Here is a 17,802-nt window from a genome sequence, read left to right as displayed (position 1 = left end):
ATTATGATTAACAATCCTATATGTGCAATTAATTGGAATCGGCTTGAAGATGACAAAGATCTAGAAGTTTGGAATCGGCTAACAACCAATTTTTGGCTACCAGAAAAAATTCCATTATCTAATGATATTCCCTCATGGAACACGCTGACCGCAGAAGAGCAAAAGTTAACAATTCGGGTATTTACCGGATTGACCCTGCTGGACACCATCCAGAATACTGTTGGTGCTCCAGCATTGATGGAAGATGCAATGACACCACATGAAGAAGCTGTTATGTCCAATATTAGCTTTATGGAGGCGGTCCATGCACGATCTTACAGTTCTATCTTTTCAACACTATGCCTGACTGCTGATGTGGATGATGCTTATTACTGGAGTGAAAACAACCCTGCATTACAGAATAAAGCTAAAATTATTTTAAATTATTACTGTGATAGCCATCCATTAAAGAAAAAGGTAACCAGTGTTTTTCTGGAATCATTTTTATTCTACTCCGGTTTTTATTTACCTATGTATTGGTCAAGCCGAGGAAAATTAACAAATACAGCGGATTTAATCCGGCTCATTATTCGTGATGAAGCTATTCACGGTTATTACATTGGGTATAAATTCCAACAATCATTAAATAAACAACCTACTTCAGAGAAAAAAGAAATTAAAGACTTTACTCTTTCATTATTATTTGATTTATATGAAAACGAAATTAAATATACAGAAGATATTTATGATATTGTTGGCTGGACAGAAGATGTTAAAAAATTCTTACATTATAATGCTAATAAAGCATTAATGAACCTTGGGTATGAAGCCCTATTTCTCTCAGAAATGACAGATGTCAGCCCGGAAATATTGTCCGCATTATCACCTGAAGCAAATGAAAACCATGATTTCTTTTCTGGCTCAGGTTCATCGTATGTTATCGGTAAAGCAGTTAATACAAAAGATGAAGATTGGGATTTTTAAATAAAATGACTTTATTTTATTTAAAATATTTCAAATACCAGATAGCCATAATATAATAATATTTACAGGAAAAATTATTAAATCTGTTTTTTAAACGATAAAATGCCATAAAACCCTTATGTTTTCTATGGCATTTTTCAGATTTTCGACTATTCCTACGATATTTTTTCCAGAAAAAGCCATCCCTGCCATTTCAAACAGAAAAAAAACATTAGAAAAATTAATATTTTTCAAATTAAATTTCATTTCAACTGAAAATAATAAACTACATTGATTAATAATCAATTCCATTAAAAATATGATTGATAATTCACACAAATTTAGATGAAAAATTCTTTAATAACATTAAAATAGAGAAAATTATGGTTTTAACAACAGGAATAAATTGCCAATAACAATTGACTAATTACAATGATATTATTGCAAATATATCTATTTTTAATAATTTATTATCAGCACTTTTTGATTAATAAACATTAACATAGGGTTGTCATGCTATCTCAGTATGTTAGGGTATATATCTTCAAAGAATCATGCAGAGACAAATAATGCATAAAATTATTATATAATCATCGAAAGGAAATTAACTATTTCATGGCAATTAAACTCGAAGTTAAAAACCTTTATAAAATATTCGGCGAACATCCAGAATGTGCATTCAAATTACTCAATTCTGGTCTGAGTAAAGATCAGATATTTGAAAAGACAGGTCTAGTTGTTGGTATACAAAATGCCAATCTGGCCATTGAAGAAGGCGAAATATTTGTCATCATGGGATTATCCGGCTCCGGTAAATCCACAATGGTACGCCTTCTCAATCGTCTGATAAAACCAACTCTCGGTCAGGTATTAATTGATGGTGAAGATATTTCTGAGATTTCAGAAACAGCTTTAAGAGAAGTTCGCCGTAATAAAATCAGTATGGTTTTCCAATCATTCGCATTAATGCCGCATTTAAATGTACTGGAAAATAGTGCTTTTGGCATGGAACTTGCCGGTGTCCCTAAACATGAACGCCACAAAAAAGCACTGGATGCACTGAAACAAGTAAACTTGGAAAATTACGCGCAATCCTACCCAGATGGACTTTCTGGCGGTATGCGCCAACGTATTGGACTTGCCAGAGCATTAGCTAATGACCCTGATATTTTGCTGATGGATGAGGCGTTTTCTGCCCTTGACCCATTAATTCGTACAGAAATGCAGGACGAACTGCTAAGTCTACAAGGTAATCAGCCACGAACCATTGTTTTTATCTCCCACGATTTAGATGAAGCTATGCGTATCGGTGACCGGATCGCTATTATGCAAGACGGTGTTGTTGTACAGGTTGGGACACCTGATGAAATTCTGAACAATCCAGCCAATGACTATGTGAGGACCTTTTTCCGTGGCGTGGATATCAGCCATGTATTCAGCGCTAAAGATGTTGCTCGCCGTCGTCCGGATTCTCTTCTTCACGTTGCACCAGGTTTTGGTCCTCGTTCTGCATTGAAAGTTCTTGGTAATGAAGACAGAAACTATGGTTACCTGATTGAACGTGGACAAAAATTCGCAGGCGTAGTTTCGGTAAATTCATTGGAAAAAGCATTACAGGAAAAAAAATCTATCGAACACGCCATATTGGCAAAACCGACTGCTGTTGCCTCAGATACGTCTCTTAATGAACTAATTTCTGTTGTAGCACAATCACCTTGTGCAGTTCCGGTTGTTGGGGATGACGACAAATACATTGGTGTTATTTCCAAAGGGATGCTGTTGCAAGCTTTAGACAAGGAGACATCAATTGAATAATCAAAACGAACATCAACCCCAGCCGGCACAAGAAACATGGGATACCGATTCCTCCTCTACTAATAACGCAGATCCTTGGGGTAGTGAAGCCAGCGTTGAAAATTCAGCTGGCTCTGATTGGCTGGATGTACCAGCAACGACTGTACCGACTGAACACTTTAATATCATGGACCCATTCCAGAACACACTTATCCCTTTGGATTCATGGGTAACTCATGCTATTGACTGGATCGTGCTAAATTTTCGGCCAGCATTTCAGGGAATACGTGTCCCAATAGATTTTGTTCTCAGTAGCTTTGAACAATTTCTAACAACAATGCCCGCACCGATTGCCATCATGTTGTTTGCCTTGATTGCCTGGCAACTATCAGGCATTGGGATGGGGATTACCTCACTTGCTTCGTTAATAGTGATTGGTGCAATTGGAGCATGGTCTGAAGCTATGGTTACTCTGGCACTAGCTCTGACATCTCTGCTGTTTTGTATCATCATCGGCTTACCACTTGGTATCTGGCTGTCACGCAGCGAAAAAGCAGCAAAAATTATCCGGCCTCTACTTGATGCAATGCAAACTACCCCCGCATTCGTCTATTTGGTTCCTATTGTTATGCTATTTGGTATCGGCAACGTACCTGGAGTTATCGTCACTATTATCTTTGCTCTGCCTCCAATTGTCCGTCTAACAATTTTAGGTATCAAGCAGGTTCCAGCAGACCTGATAGAGGCAGCCGAATCTTTTGGTGCCAGTCCTCGCCAAATGCTGTTTAAAGTACAACTACCATTGGCTATGCCAACCATTATGGCTGGAATAAACCAAACCCTGATGTTAGCCCTGTCAATGGTTGTTATCGCTTCAATGATTGCCGTGGGTGGCTTAGGGCAGATGGTTTTACGGGGTATTGGTCGTCTTGATATGGGACTTGCCGCTGTGGGGGGAGCCGGGATCGTGATTCTTGCGATTCTCCTTGACCGTCTCACTCAGTCTCTCGGTCGTGACAGCCGCACTAAGGGGACAAATCGCTGGTATAGCACTGGGCCAACTGGATTAATTATCCGCTTGTTGAGCAAAAAAGCGTAATTTTTAATAAACATATACCCTATGGATTTCAAGATGGATCGCGACGGCAAGGAAGCGAATCCCTGGGAGCATAGATAACTCTGTGACCGGGGTGAGTGAGTGCAGCCAACAAAGAGGCAACTTGAAAGATGACGGGTATATAATTATTACAACAGAAGGTAACTCTATGTACAAAACAGTCATCTGGGCTGTAGTAGCCCTATCATCACTAATAAGTCCGCAGATATCCGCTACCGAATTACCCGGTAAAGGTATCAGCGTACAACCAGTACAAAGTACTATCACCGAAGAAACATTCCAGACACTGATCGTTAATAAAGCACTGGAAAAACTTGGCTATGACGTCAAACCAATCAAAGAAGTAGACTACAACGTTGCCTACTCGTCTATCGCTTCTGGCGACGCAACCTTTATAGCAGTAAGTTGGGAACCGCTGCACAACAACCAATATCAAGCAGCGGGTGGTGACACCAAATTTTACCGCGTTGGTAACTACGTGGAAAACTCTGCACAGGGGTACTTAATCGACAAAAAAACAGCGGAAAAATACAACATTACCAATATTGCTCAATTGAAAGATCCGAAAATCGCCAAATTATTTGATACCAATGGCAATGGTAAAGCGGATCTCACCGGCTGTAATCCTGGGTGGGGCTGCGAAGCCGCAATTAATCATCACCTCAAAGCGTATAGCCTAAGTAATAGTGTTGAACATAATCAAGGGAACTATGCAGCCATGATGGCGGATACAATTGCCCGTTATAAAGAAGGTAAACCTATTCTATATTACACATGGACACCTTATTGGATTAGTGATGTGCTAAAACCGGGTAAAGATGTTATCTGGCTGCAAGTTCCTTTCTCGGCTATGCCTAACAGTGAAAAAATAGATACGAAGTTACCAAATGGAGCAAATTATGGCTTCCCTCCAAGTATTATGCATATTGCCGCCAATAAAAAATGGGCAGAAGATAACCCGTCAGCAGCCAAGCTATTTTCTATTATGAAAATGCCGCTTGCTGATATTAACGCCCAAAACCTGCGGATGCATAATGGTGAAGCATCACAAGCAGATATCGAACGCCATGCCAATGGTTGGATTAAAGCTCATCAGAAATTATTTGATGGTTGGGTTAAAACTGCCATTGAAGCCAAAAATACAAATAATTAACACTTGAATACCATAGTGAATTGGTCTATGCCAGTTCACTATTTCTCCATTCTATTTTCTCTTATACCAAACTGGTCAGCTCAATTATTGTTTTTGGGATTCACCCCATCATTCCCTTTGTTTTAGCATTGAATCTAATAATAAAAGCTCATTACAATGTGAGAAATTTAGTACGTAATTACTGACATCTTTACTTTAATGAGCTGTCTACTCTCTCCCCTTAACCTACCGTTTAAACGTAAGAAAACCTAACTATGGAAGAAAATATTTCCCGTACACCGTTAAGCCCTGCTTTAATTGCTCTGATGGCGGTTGCCACAGGCTTGGTTGTTGCCAGTAACTACTATGCGCAACCACTACTTGATACTATCGCTTTACAATTTAACCTCACGGCCAGCGAAGCAAGCTTTATTGTTACTTCAGCTCAACTGAGCTATGCCATTGGCCTGATTTTTCTGGTGCCATTAGGGGACATGCTTGAACGGCGCGGTCTGATCGTTTCGATGACCATATTAGCTGCTATCGGCTTGATAATTACCGCTATGTCGCAAAATATCTGGCAGATGTTACTGGGAACTGCCTTAACTGGCTTATTTTCAGTAGTTGCCCAATTGTTGATCCCTCTGGCCGCAACACTTGCTCTTCCCCATCAGCGAGGAAAAGCAGTCGGTACAATTATGGGAGGATTGTTACTTGGAATATTACTGGCAAGAACAATCTCTGGAACAATGGCTACTCTCGGTGGCTGGCGAACTATTTTTTGGATTGCTAGCATTTTACTGGTAACCCTTTCCCTGACATTATGGCGCTATCTTCCTCGTTATAAGCAAGTCACTAACCTTAATTACTTCCAATTACTTGGCTCTATTGTAAAACTCGTTACTACAACCCCTCTTCTAAGAGTACGCGCCATATTGGGAGCGCTGACATTTGCCACTTTCAGCCTTTTATGGACACCAATGGCATTTCTGCTCTCAGCCCCTCCTTTTAATTATTCTGAAGGAGTAATCGGTTTATTTGGATTAGTCGGTGCTGCCGGAGCACTAATGGCAACCAGAACTGGACAACTAGTCGATAAAGGAAAAGGTTCTCTAACCACCAGCATCGCTCTGATATTATTACTTCTTTCATGGATACCAATTGGCTTTGCCAAAGAATCATTGATTAGCTTCCTAATTGGCATTTTGATCCTCGACATTGCTATTCAAGGTGTACATGTCACTAATCAGAGCACAATATACCGCATTATGCCAGAAGCCAGAAATCGACTGACTGCCGCTTATATGACCAGTTATTTTATTGGTGGTGCTCTTGGCTCCCTGGTTGCAGGTTATGCTTATAAACACTTAGGTTGGTATGGTATTACTGCCGCAGGAATGGCTATTTGTGTAATTAACCTGCTCGTATGGTTTTTGGGCAAGAAACATGAACCAAAGACGCCGCAGGAAACAAGTGGTACTTAATAAAAATATTTGCAGAACATTTAGTATGGATAATATTTTCTATTCCATTCCATTTTGTTATGTTACATAACATTTATATAACCAGATGTATATTCTATGCCTATTCCTAACAGCTTAATGCCTTTATCCGCTAAAAAATCATCTTTTACTGATGGAATAATAGACAGCCTGCCAATTGTTATCGGCTACGTACCTGTAGCTTTTGCTTTTGGTCTTAACGCTATTAAATTAGGCTTTAATCCAATAGAAGCCATTTTCTTTTCATGCATCATCTATGCCGGTGCAAGCCAATTCGTTATTACTGCCTTACTGAGTGCGGGTACATCGTTATGGGTTTCTGCCCTGACAATAATGGCAATGGATGTTCGCCACATTCTTTATGGTCCATCTTTAAGGCACCGTATCAAAGATAAATTAACAGAGAAAAAAACCCTTATCTGGGCTTTTGGCCTGACAGATGAAGTTTTTGCCGCAGCCACAGCAAAACTGATTAAGAATCAGCGTAGTTGGAGTGAAAATTGGATGGTTGCTATTGCGATCTGCTCCTGGCTTGCCTGGGTCATAGGTACCGCAGCAGGCGCATTTCTTAGCAACGGTTATCTGGAATCCTACCCCGCAGTAGAAGCGGCCATGACTTTTATGTTACCAGCGCTATTCTTGAGTTTCCTTCTTGCATCTTGCAGAAAACAAAATAGCTATTGTGTTGTAGCAGCTCTGGCCGGAGCACTATTGGGGATTACATTTTTCTCAATCCCTATTGCCATTCTGGCAGGTATTGTCGGTGGTTGTATTGCTGCGTTATTACAACCAAGAAGTTGCAATAGCATTTCTGACCAAAAGGAAACACCATGATTGACAGTAAAATTCTGCTCATTGGGCTACTCGTTGGATTAGCTAATTTTTTATTCCGCTACCTACCATTACGTTTTGGTACAGCACGTCAATCTGTCGGCAGACAAGGCGGAAAAGTAAGCATCATTCTCGATAGTATTGGCATCGCATCCATTTGCTCTTTACTGATCGTTTCCGGCGTACCTGATGTAATGAAAGATAACCAGAAGCTACTTCCTACCTTGGTGGGCTTTCTAACTATCTGCTTAGTTTTCTACAAAACAAAGAAAATTATACTCGCAACTCTATTAGGTGCTCTACTTTTTGGACTAACATTCAAAATATTTATGAATTAGGTATCAATATCAAAAGAAATATGATGATAATAAATAACTACAATTGCTAAATTTATCTTTTAATATACCATTTGGATGTTTGATAACAAAAGTTATCTTACCAGTTGAAACTAATAAGGTATCTAAATAATGGAAAGTTCGTTTACGCCTACCGAAGAATTACTGAATATTCGTGCAGCACAGCAAGCCAAATTAAATAAAGATATCCCTTATCAAGAGATCCTGTTGACTAGGTTATCAATGCACGTCCAAAGTAAGTTGCTTGAAAACCGTAATAATATGTTGAAAGCTCAAGGAATCAATGAAACTTTGTTCATGGCCCTGATGATCCTTGATACTAAAGAAAGCCACAGTATTCAGCCGTCAGAACTCAGTGCCGCTTTAGGTTCTTCCCGTACTAACGCCACTCGTATCGCTGATGAATTAGAAAAGCAGGAGTGGATTGAAAGAAAAGAAAGTCATAACGATCGCCGCTGTCTTCACCTTCACCTGACAGAGCAAGGTACAAAATTCTTAAATAGTTTGCTCCCACCTCAACATGATTGCTTAAGAAGACTTTGGTCATGTCTTGACCAGGAGGAACAAAAACAGTTAGAGAAGTTAATGAGAAAATTATTAGTCAAACTTGATACAATGGGCGATTGTATCAAATAAACAGCTTGTTGTTTAATCGAACTCTTTTTAACCAAGTAACACTTTCCTGGTCAAATCGTTCGAAAAAACTTTCTTGTTAGCCAATATGATCTATTCTGCAAAGAGCTAACTCTTATTCTTCGATAACATTGGACTCTGTGTAATTCACCTTTCCAGTAGTGATGATATAGCGCTACTGGAAAAGTGATCCTAAAAGACGGTAGTTACCGGAAGAAAATAACAAGCACGGAGATTTACTATGAGTGCAAATGAGGAAGTGCAAGCACCACAAAACCTGAACAGTAGCAAAAAAAGACAGCGAAGTCGCGCCTTAGTGTTACTAACCCTTGCCTTTAGCTTACTTGGTGTTGCCTACTTTTTTTATTGGTTTATCGTTTTACGCCATCATCAAGAAACAGATAACGCCTACGTTACAGGCAACCAAATTCAAATCATGTCGCAAGTTGCTGGCAGTGTAATTACTGTTAACTTCGATAACACGGATTTTGTGAAAAGCGGTAGTGTGTTGGTACAACTCGATCCCCGTGATACAGAATTAGCTCTGGAAAAAGCAAAAACTGCTCTCGCCAGTAGTGTCCGCCAAACTCATCAGCGGATGATTAACAGTAAACAATATCTGGCTAATATTGCCCTGCGCCGCTCTGAATTAACTCGAGTCCAAAGTGATCTCAGCCGCCGTGAAATACTTGGTGCTCAGAAAGTCATTGGTAAAGAAGAATTGCAACATGCACGAGAAGCTGTTACAAGCGCCCAAGCTGCATTAGATGTCGCCATCGAACAATATAACGCCAATCAAGCAATTATTCTGGATACTCCTTTAGAAAAACAACCCACAGTTGAACAAGCTGCAACGGATGTTCGCAATGCCTGGTTAGCGTTACAACGCACTAAAATAGTCAGCCCAATTGATGGTTATGTTTCACGTCGCAGTGTACAAATTGGTGCACAAATTAATAAAAATACACCACTGATGGCAATAATCCCAGCATACGATATGTGGATTGAAGCTAATTTTAAAGAAACTCAGCTCGCCGACATGCGTATTGGTCAACCCGCAGAAATTACTAGTGATTTTTACGGTGAGGACAAAATATTTAATGGCAAAATCACGGGGCTTGATATGGGTACAGGAAGTGCCTTCTCTTTATTGCCTGCTCAAAATGCCAGTGGCAACTGGATCAAAGTTGTTCAACGCTTACCTGTCCGCATTGAACTGGATCCTGAACAATTAGAGAAATACCCATTACGCATCGGCCTATCTACTAAAGTAAGGGTAGATACCGCCCATTCTGATGGACAAGTTTTATCAAACCAAACACGCACTAAATCAGCTTATCAAACAACAGCTCTGACAATAGATATGTCTCCGGCAAATAAAATAGTCACCGACATAATTAATAATAATGCTGGAAAATAATATACCGGAGGCCAAAGTGACAAGACAGCCGCTTACAGGCGCTAAACTTGCATGGATGACTATTGCGTTATCCCTGGCAACTTTTATGCAAGTTTTAGATTCTACAATCGCTAACGTGGCAATACCCACTATCGCAGGTAATCTGGGATCATCAAATTCTCAGGGGATTTGGGTAATTACCTCTTTCGGTGTTGCTAACGCGATTTCAATCCCAATTACTGGGTGGCTAGCAAAACGCATCGGTGAAGTTAAACTATTTATCTGGTCAACAGCCTTATTTGCTATATCTTCCTGGCTATGTGGCATTTCCAACAGTCTTGGAATGTTAATTTTCTTTCGGGTTATTCAAGGATTAGTTGCAGGTCCTATTATTCCTCTTTCACAAAGCCTACTTCTGCATAATTATCCACCAGCCAAAGGAAATATGGCGCTGGCATTATGGTCAATGACTATTATTGTCGCCCCGATTTTTGGTCCTATCCTGGGTGGTTATATCAGTGATAACTATCATTGGGGATGGATATTCTTCATCAACGTTCCTATTGGTATCGTGGTTATTTTAATTGCCATGCAAACGCTAAAAGGACGTGAAACTCAAACAGAAATCAAACCTATCGATACAGTAGGACTCCTATTGCTAATTATCGGGGTGAGTTGTTTACAGATCATGTTGGATCAGGGAAAAGACCTGGACTGGTTTAATTCTACAGAAATTATTGTATTGGCGGTGATAGCCGTAATCACATTGATATTCCTGACAGTATGGGAATTGACCGATGACCATCCGATTATTGACTTGTCACTATTTAAAGAACGCAATTTTACTATTGGCTGTTTCTGCTTAAGTTTGGCCTATCTACTCTACTTTGGCACAATCGTTTTGTTGCCTCAGTTATTACAAGAAGTGTTTGGCTATACTGCAACCTGGGCAGGTCTTGCCGCTGCACCAGTAGGGTTATTACCGTTGATAATATCTCCGCTAATCGGTAAGTTCAGCGACAGAGTAGATATGCGTTACATAGTGACATTCAGCTTTATTGTTTACGCTGTTTGTTATTATTGGCGTGCATATACGTTCGAACCAGGCATGGATTTCGCCGCTTCCGCATGGCCTCAGTTTATTCAGGGATTTGCCATTGCTTGCTTTTTTATGCCATTAACAACCATCATCCTTTCCGGTTTACCGTCAGAACGGGTAGCATCAGCATCCAGCCTATCAAATTTCATTCGGACACTGGCTGGGTCAATAGGAACATCAATAACGACAACCATGTGGACTCAGCGCGAATCCATGCATCACTCTCATTTTACTGAATATATCAATCCTTATAGCCTTGATACTCAACAGATTTATCAACAATTATCGGCACTAGGAATGAATAACCAGCAAATTTCTGCTTATCTGGCAAAAGAGATTACCCATCAGGGACTCATAATTTCAGCAAATGAAATTTTCTGGCTCTCTGCCAGCGTATTCCTGATTTTGATCATACTTGTCTGGCTGGCTAAACCGCCATTCACACAAGGAAGTAAAGAGAGTATTAGCGGAGCTCACTGAATCTTAAATAACGAAACGGGAGCACCACCGCTCCCGCTTTTACAATCAAGCTTTATTCTGTCGCCACCATTCAGCCAGCATAATGCCAGTTGCAACAGAAACATTCAGGCTTTCAACCAAACCTGTACCACCAACGAACAAACTCATATCACCATGTTCCCAAGCACTGTCACTCAGGCCATCACGTTCTTGACCAAGTACCAAAACCATTTTTCCTGGCAATTCAGCTTTAGCTAAATCGGTACTCCCTTTATGGCTAGATGTAGTCACAATAGTGTAACCGGCTTTGCGAAATTTATTCAGTGTAGCCGTCAGACTATCAGCATCAATGCCTTTAATATGCTCAGCACCTCCTTCCGCTGTACGGATAGCCGCACCAGACTCCAACAAAGCTACATCCTGCAAAACGACTCCCTGTACGCCAAAATGTGCACAGCTTCGCATAATAGCGCCAATATTATGAGGATTACCCACATCTTCAAGAGCCAAAACACAATCTTTTACCGGAGCATCTTTAAGGTAAGTTTCTACATCCAAACCACTACGTTTTTTAATCAGGAAACAGACACCACCATGATGCTCAGTGCCTGACACTTTTGTCAATTCAGCTTCATCCACAACATGATAAGCTTTGCGGTTAGCAGCCATCCATTTCAAAGCATTACGAAAACGAGGTGTCACTGACTCAATAAACCAAGCTCTAACTATCGCTTCAGATCGGTTCTTAAACATCGCCTGACACGCATTTTCGCCATAAATCCGGGTTTCTTCCATTCGCTGACGACGGAGCTGCTCAGGATTAATCTGACTTTTCCCGCTAATACCATCATGCTCTCGCACCAGAGAATCACTCTCAGGACGTGAAACTGTTTTCCAGGGCGATCTTTCACGCTCAGTAATACGCGGAGAACGGGATGATCGCTCATTGTCCCAACGACGCTGACCTTGATCGCGCCCTTTGCCTGACGGACGTTTATTACTACTGCGGCTATCATTCTTGTCCTCGCTACGGACATACATCACTTTGACTTTGCCATTTTTACCACTATATGAATCGTTCATTCGTTTCTCCAACTACTTTATGGGCGCGAAGATTACCTGATGTATGCATAGTAAGCTACCTCTGACAACCACAATCCATTAAAATGTACCCTAAATTTTTTCCTGCCTTTTTACCTAAAGGACCCAGGTTCTTGATTTATGAATGATAATTCTGTCGTCCAACTGCACCAACAGCGCCTTATTCGCTCCACGCGCCCCTTTCGTGCCCGAGGTTGTCGTATAGAACGATGCTCTTACTACCTGCTGATACGGAAAAACGGCTTGTGCGATACAATTAAACCGGCAAATGCTACCAGCCGCTTTTGCCTTATCATGTTTGATACCGAGCCAATGAAGCCCAGTAAAAAGTCCTTATCTGGACAATATTCCATTGTTATCCATCAACAGTACTGCAAAAACAAATTATTTATTACGGATGTCAGCCAGAGAAGAACAACACTGTACTGCGGAAGTGGCAGCAATCATTCTGGAAAAAGCTAGAGACATAACGGCTTCTCAGCAATTGCTTACCCATTTTAGTTATTTCCATCAGCAATATCTGGCAGGTAAACCCCATCATCGAGAAGTGTAAATCACAGCAATTGCTGGCGAAATCCGCTACAGTTGTCAACATTAATTGCTAATTAAGGAACCTCCTGATGAGCCAGCGCGGACTTGAAGCTTTATTACGCCCTAAATCCATTGCTGTAATTGGTGCCTCAGAAAAACCAGAACGAGCTGGTTCAGTTATGATGCGTAACCTACTCGCAGGAGGATTTGCTGGGCCAATACTACCGATAACCCCGAATAAAAGTTCCGTTCAAGGGGTTTTAGCCTATCCTTCAATAGACAAATTACCTATTACACCAGACTTAGCTGTTATCTGTACTCATCATAGCCGCAATTTACAATGTCTGGAGCAATTGGGACAACGAGGTTGTAAAACAGTTATTATTCTTTCTTCACCAAAACCCCAATTTGCTGAACTAAAACAGTATTGCCAAAACTACAGTATCCGACTACTTGGGCCAAACAGTTTGGGATTATTAGCTCCCTGGCAAGGACTAAACGCCAGTTTTTCTCCGGTTCCAATACTTAAAGGGAAGTTAGCCTTCATTTCTCAATCCGCAGCAGTATCCAATACCATTCTTGACTGGGCACAGCACCGAGGAGTTGGATTTTCCTATTTTATAGCGCTGGGCGACAGTGTAGATATCGATATTGACCATCTGCTTGATTTTCTGGCTCGTGACAGTAAAACCAGTGCCATTCTGCTCTATTTAGAACATATTCATGATGCTCGTCGCTTTCTTTCAGCGTCCAGAAGTGCTTCTCGCAATAAGCCAATCCTGGTGGTTAAAAGTGGTCGAACCAAGCAGGCACAGAAATTACTTGGTGAGCAACAAAACCTAGATGCTGCTTACGACGCAGCTATTCAGAGAGCAGGGTTATTACGGGTACAAGATACGCATGAAATGTTTTCTGCTGTAGAAACATTAAGTTATATGTCACCTTTACGAGGAGAACGGCTGTTTATCGTCAGTAATGGTGCAGCCCCGGCAGCAATGGCCCTGGATGAATTATTCCGTCGTAACGGTAAATTAGCGACGTTAGGAGAAGAAGTAACGAACACATTAAGAACACAATTACCAGAAACTATTGCCTTACATAACCCACTGGATTTAAGAGATGATTCCACAGTGGAACGCTATATCGCAGCACTAAAACCGTTGTTGGATAGTCACGACCATGATGCCTTGCTACTTATTCACTCTCCTAGCGCGATTGCTCCCGGCATTCAGACAGCCACTAAAGTGATTGAAACAATCCGACAACACCCACGGGGAAAATGGCTAACTATTTTTACCAACTGGTGTGGTGAATATTCGTCACAAGAAGCCCGCCGTCTGTTCAGTGAAGCCGGTATTCCAACTTACCGAACCCCAGAAGGCGCTGTGACTGCCTTTATGCATATGGTGGAATATCGCCGCAACCAGAAGCAATTAACAGAAACACCAGCATTACCAGCAAATATCACTGCCAATACAGCTCGCGCTCACCAGTGCATACAACAAGCCTTGGAACAAAGGAATTTTCGTCTAGATACTCATGAAGTTCAACCTATTCTGGAAGCCTACGGTCTCAATACACTCCCGACATGGATTGCTCATAACAGCGATGAGGCAGTCAGCATTGCTCAACAGATTGGTTATCCTGTCGCCCTAAAGTTACGCTCCCCAGATATCCCACATAAATCAGAAGTTCAGGGAGTTATGCTCTACTTACGAAATGCGGATGAGGTCAGGGCTTCTGCTCAAGCAATTATCGAACGTGTCAACCAGAATTTTCCACAAGCAAGAGTTCAGGGCCTGTTAGTTCAAAGCATGGCAAATCGTGCCGGAGCACAAGAATTGCGAATTGCAGTAGAACAAGATGAAGTATTTGGTCCACTGATTATGCTAGGAGAAGGTGGTGTTGAATGGTTACAGGAAACACAAGCCGCTGTTGCATTGCCCCCCCTTAATATGGCACTAGCTCGATATTTGGTTATTCAAGCCATTAAAAGTAGAAAAATTAAGCTAAGGAGTTCTCCTCAATCCTTAGATGTGCTGGCTCTCAGCCGACTCTTGGTTCAGGTGTCTAACCTATTACTTGATTGCCCACAAATTATACGATTAGACATTCATCCTTTACTGGCTTCTGGTAATGAATTCACACTATTGGATGTTTCAATGGAATTATCTTCGATAGAAGGTGATCCAAGAACCAGATTAGCTATCCGCCCATATCCAAGCGAACTAGAAGAAACCATAATACTGAAAGGTGGTACAGAATGCCTTCTGCGTCCGATTCTGCCAGAAGATGAACCATTACTGAAAGATTTTATCAGCCAGGTTACTAAAGAAGATCTCTATTACCGCTATTTCAGTGAAATTAGCGAATTCACACACGACGATCTGGCAAACATGACTCAAATTGATTACGACCGTGAAATGGCATTTGTTGCCGTGCATCACCCTAAAAACAGCCCGGAAATTATCGGTGTTGCTCGTGCCATAGCTGACCCCGATAATGTCGAAGCAGAATTCGCTGTACTGGTACGTTCTGATTTAAAAGGGATTACTCTTGGGCATCAGCTTATGGTCAAACTTATTAATTATACGCGAGAATATGGCATAAGCCGCCTCAACGCTATTACCATGCCAGAAAATCGTACTATGATAAAACTAGCTAAGAAACTAGGATTTACTATAGATGTTCAATTTGAGGATGGCATTGTAAACTTAGCCCTTGAACTTTAAATCAACTACGTGATGAATCGCACAGACTTGGATCATTAGAGAGCAAAGCGTTAAATCATGCTCACAATTAGCTAGACTAATGGTATTATCGCCAGATCATTTGATTCATCGCTTTATATAGTGGTATTTCAGCCATCTAACATAAGAGAAAAAACGCACTGTGATGTTGTCCAAATTCAAACAAGTTAAACATCAACAACACCTTGCACAACTGCCTAAGCTACCTCAGTCAGTTGCTGATGTTAAAACACTTTATCAACCCGAAGTGTTCCGCAGCACCCTGCTGGAAAAAATCGCTAACGCTGAAAAACATATTTATATCATCTCCCTTTATCTGGAAAATGATAACGCAGGGCAAGATATCCTTAATGCACTTTATGCAGCTAAACAACAACGCCCCGAACTAGACATTAAAGTTTTTGTCGATTGGCATCGGGCACAACGTGGACGAATTGGTGCTACTGCGATGGCAACTAATGCCGATTGGTATTGCTCTATGGCAGAAGCATATCCTGACGTAAAAATCCCAATATTAGGTGTACCAATAAATACCCGTGAAGCACTAGGTGTTTTACATTTAAAAGGTTTTATCTTTGACAATACTGTAGTTTATAGCGGAGCAAGCATTAATGATGTTTATCTCCACCAACATAATAAATATCGTTATGATCGCTACCATTTGCTTCACAATGCAAAACTTGCAGAAGTAATGAAACAGTTTGTTGATAATCACATTTTCTCCGCAGAAGCTGTACAGAAACTGGACTGTAGAAATCGTCCTCGTAGTCCTGAAATTAAAAATCTGATCCGTCAACTTCGTTTTTCTCTGCGACACACTACATATCAGATCAATAACCAAGCAACAAACGATGAATTATCTGTCACTCCACTTTCTGGTCTAGGGAAAAAAAACCTTCTTAATAAAACCATCAACCATCTGATCGCCAGTACAGAACAGAAACTCATTATTTGTACACCATATTTTAACCTTCCAGCAGTTATTGTCCGGCAGATTGTTCATCTTCTTCGTCGAGGTAAACAAGTGGAAATTATTGTTGGCGATAAAACGGCCAACGATTTTTATATTCCACCCGAAGAACCATTTAAAATTATCGGTGCATTACCATATCTATATGAAATCAATCTACGTCGTTTTGTCAGCAGACTACAACGCTATGTTGACAACGATCAACTGACTGTACGGTTATGGAAAGATGGTGATAATAGCTATCATTTGAAAGGTGTGTGGGTGGATAATCAATGGCAATTGATTACAGGAAATAACCTTAATCCTCGTGCCTGGGGACTAGATTTAGAAAATGCAATTCTTATCCATGATCCTCATGAAGAAATGCAAGAACAGCGTACAAAAGAATTAAGCTATATCCGTACTCACACTACGATTATTAGCAATTATCAGAAACTAGACAGTATCCAGCTTTATCCAGTCAAAGTACGTAAACTTATCCGTCGTTTACGCCGCATCCGAGTCGATAGACTGATTAGTCGTATCCTATAATTGAATCGATAAAGCTAATTATGGTTATAAATCCTCTGTTGCAAATAACTTCAGGGGATTTTTTTGTCATCTCGTTTTAATTTAATAAATCTTAATTTCATTTAAATAATAGTAATATTCAAACGCACATAAATCCAAAGTTAGATTTTTAGGATTAAATAGCGTAGTAATTAACCCGAATTCTGGATAAGAAATTGACGAGAAGCCTGTTCCAGGAGCAAAGTTTTGGTGCAGACCCAAAAACTGTTGTGGCCCACTAAATTTAGGACACATTATTAGCCTTTTTCCAGAATTCCTCTTTCTCTACCGGGGTAGCGCCATTATTAAAGCGGTGAGGACGGCACTGATTGTAATAACCCATCAGCCATTGGCCGATATCACACCTTGCCGACATCTCATCCGGATAGCCCCCTTCCGGTATCCATTCACTCTTCAGACTTCTGAACAACCGTTCCATAGGGGCATTATCCCAACAGTTTCCGCGTCGGCTCATACTCTGTATGACCCCTTCTCTCCATAATAACTGTCGGTAACGCTTACTGCTGTATTGACTTCCCTGATCGGAATGAAATACCACTCGCTTTTCCGGCCTGCGTATCTCCAGTGCATGACGCAATGCCCGACAAACCAGCTCTGCGTCTGCCGTTGATGACAT

General features: G+C 40.8%; 15 protein-coding genes and 1 pseudogene. 13 read left to right on the top strand and 3 right to left on the bottom strand.

Annotated elements, in window-relative coordinates; genetic code table 11:
- Positions 1 to 3: 3 nt before the first annotated feature.
- Positions 4 to 963 carry a class 1b ribonucleoside-diphosphate reductase subunit beta gene (nrdF, locus tag BO26_RS11640; RefSeq protein WP_036771529.1) on the top strand — a complete coding sequence of 320 codons (960 nt, stop codon included), beginning with the start codon at positions 4 to 6 and terminating at the stop codon, positions 961 to 963.
- 90 nt (positions 964 to 1,053) lie between these two features.
- Here nrdF and BO26_RS24870 read toward each other — a convergent pair whose 3' ends face one another.
- Entirely contained in the window at positions 1,054 to 1,254 is a 201-nt protein-coding gene (locus BO26_RS24870) for a hypothetical protein (protein ID WP_036771527.1), read from the bottom strand.
- 303 nt (positions 1,255 to 1,557) lie between these two features.
- Between BO26_RS24870 and proV the strand changes: the two genes are divergently transcribed.
- From proV to emrB, 9 genes are all read left to right on the top strand, one after another.
- Positions 1,558 to 2,757, top strand: a complete 1,200-nt coding sequence (gene proV / locus BO26_RS11630; RefSeq protein WP_036771526.1) for a glycine betaine/L-proline ABC transporter ATP-binding protein ProV — start codon at positions 1,558 to 1,560, stop codon at positions 2,755 to 2,757.
- Entirely contained in the window at positions 2,750 to 3,835 is a 1,086-nt protein-coding gene (gene proW / locus BO26_RS11625; protein ID WP_036771525.1) for a glycine betaine/L-proline ABC transporter permease ProW, read from the top strand. The genes proV and proW overlap by 8 nt, the downstream gene beginning before the upstream one ends.
- A gap of 166 nt (positions 3,836 to 4,001) precedes the next feature.
- Positions 4,002 to 5,006 carry a glycine betaine/L-proline ABC transporter substrate-binding protein ProX gene (gene proX / locus BO26_RS11620; protein ID WP_036771524.1) on the top strand — a complete coding sequence of 335 codons (1,005 nt, stop codon included), beginning with the start codon at positions 4,002 to 4,004 and terminating at the stop codon, positions 5,004 to 5,006.
- Positions 5,007 to 5,260: 254 nt separating this feature from the next.
- Entirely contained in the window at positions 5,261 to 6,469 is a 1,209-nt protein-coding gene (locus BO26_RS11615; RefSeq protein WP_036771523.1) for an MFS transporter, read from the top strand.
- A 96-nt stretch (positions 6,470 to 6,565) separates the two neighbouring features.
- A complete protein-coding gene (locus tag BO26_RS11610) occupies positions 6,566 to 7,321 on the top strand; it encodes an AzlC family ABC transporter permease (protein WP_051690960.1) in 756 nt (251 codons plus the stop codon).
- On the top strand, positions 7,318 to 7,656 hold the full coding sequence (gene ygaH, locus BO26_RS11605) for an L-valine transporter subunit YgaH (protein WP_036771521.1): 339 nt from the start codon (positions 7,318 to 7,320) through the stop codon (positions 7,654 to 7,656). The genes BO26_RS11610 and ygaH overlap by 4 nt, the downstream gene beginning before the upstream one ends.
- Positions 7,657 to 7,785: 129 nt before the next feature.
- Entirely contained in the window at positions 7,786 to 8,310 is a 525-nt protein-coding gene (gene mprA / locus BO26_RS11600; protein WP_036771520.1) for a transcriptional repressor MprA, read from the top strand.
- A 238-nt stretch (positions 8,311 to 8,548) separates the two neighbouring features.
- Positions 8,549 to 9,727, top strand: coding sequence for a multidrug efflux MFS transporter periplasmic adaptor subunit EmrA (emrA, locus tag BO26_RS11595; RefSeq protein ID WP_036771518.1), 1,179 nt, complete (start codon positions 8,549 to 8,551; stop codon positions 9,725 to 9,727).
- 16 nt (positions 9,728 to 9,743) lie between these two features.
- Entirely contained in the window at positions 9,744 to 11,285 is a 1,542-nt protein-coding gene (gene emrB, locus BO26_RS11590; RefSeq protein ID WP_036771576.1) for a multidrug efflux MFS transporter permease subunit EmrB, read from the top strand.
- Between the two features lie 45 nt (positions 11,286 to 11,330).
- On the opposite strand, the gene BO26_RS11585 is transcribed toward emrB, so the two are convergent.
- A complete protein-coding gene (locus BO26_RS11585) occupies positions 11,331 to 12,347 on the bottom strand; it encodes a tRNA/rRNA methyltransferase (protein WP_036771516.1) in 1,017 nt (338 codons plus the stop codon).
- Between the two features lie 138 nt (positions 12,348 to 12,485).
- On the opposite strand from BO26_RS11585, the pseudogene BO26_RS22120 reads away from it, so the two are divergent.
- The 3 genes and pseudogenes from BO26_RS22120 to pssA all read left to right on the top strand — a co-directional run bounded on the left by BO26_RS22120 (position 12,486) and on the right by pssA (position 17,147).
- Positions 12,486 to 12,918 (top strand): annotated as a pseudogene (locus BO26_RS22120) (DTW domain-containing protein).
- A gap of 67 nt (positions 12,919 to 12,985) precedes the next feature.
- Positions 12,986 to 15,628: a bifunctional acetate--CoA ligase family protein/GNAT family N-acetyltransferase gene (locus BO26_RS11575; RefSeq protein WP_036771513.1), complete on the top strand. Its 2,643-nt coding sequence runs from the start codon at positions 12,986 to 12,988 to the stop codon at positions 15,626 to 15,628.
- 163 nt (positions 15,629 to 15,791) lie between these two features.
- Entirely contained in the window at positions 15,792 to 17,147 is a 1,356-nt protein-coding gene (gene pssA, locus BO26_RS11570) for a CDP-diacylglycerol--serine O-phosphatidyltransferase (protein WP_036771511.1), read from the top strand.
- A 262-nt stretch (positions 17,148 to 17,409) separates the two neighbouring features.
- Here pssA and BO26_RS11560 read toward each other — a convergent pair.
- A partial coding sequence (locus tag BO26_RS11560) for a DDE-type integrase/transposase/recombinase (RefSeq protein ID WP_036771507.1) occupies positions 17,410 to 17,802 on the bottom strand: 393 nt, incomplete at its 5' end.

Origin of the sequence: Photorhabdus australis DSM 17609 (assembly GCF_000711895.1) — a bacterium.
Classification (GTDB): domain Bacteria; phylum Pseudomonadota; class Gammaproteobacteria; order Enterobacterales; family Enterobacteriaceae; genus Photorhabdus; species Photorhabdus australis.
This window is presented reverse-complemented; position numbering and strand designations above follow the sequence as displayed.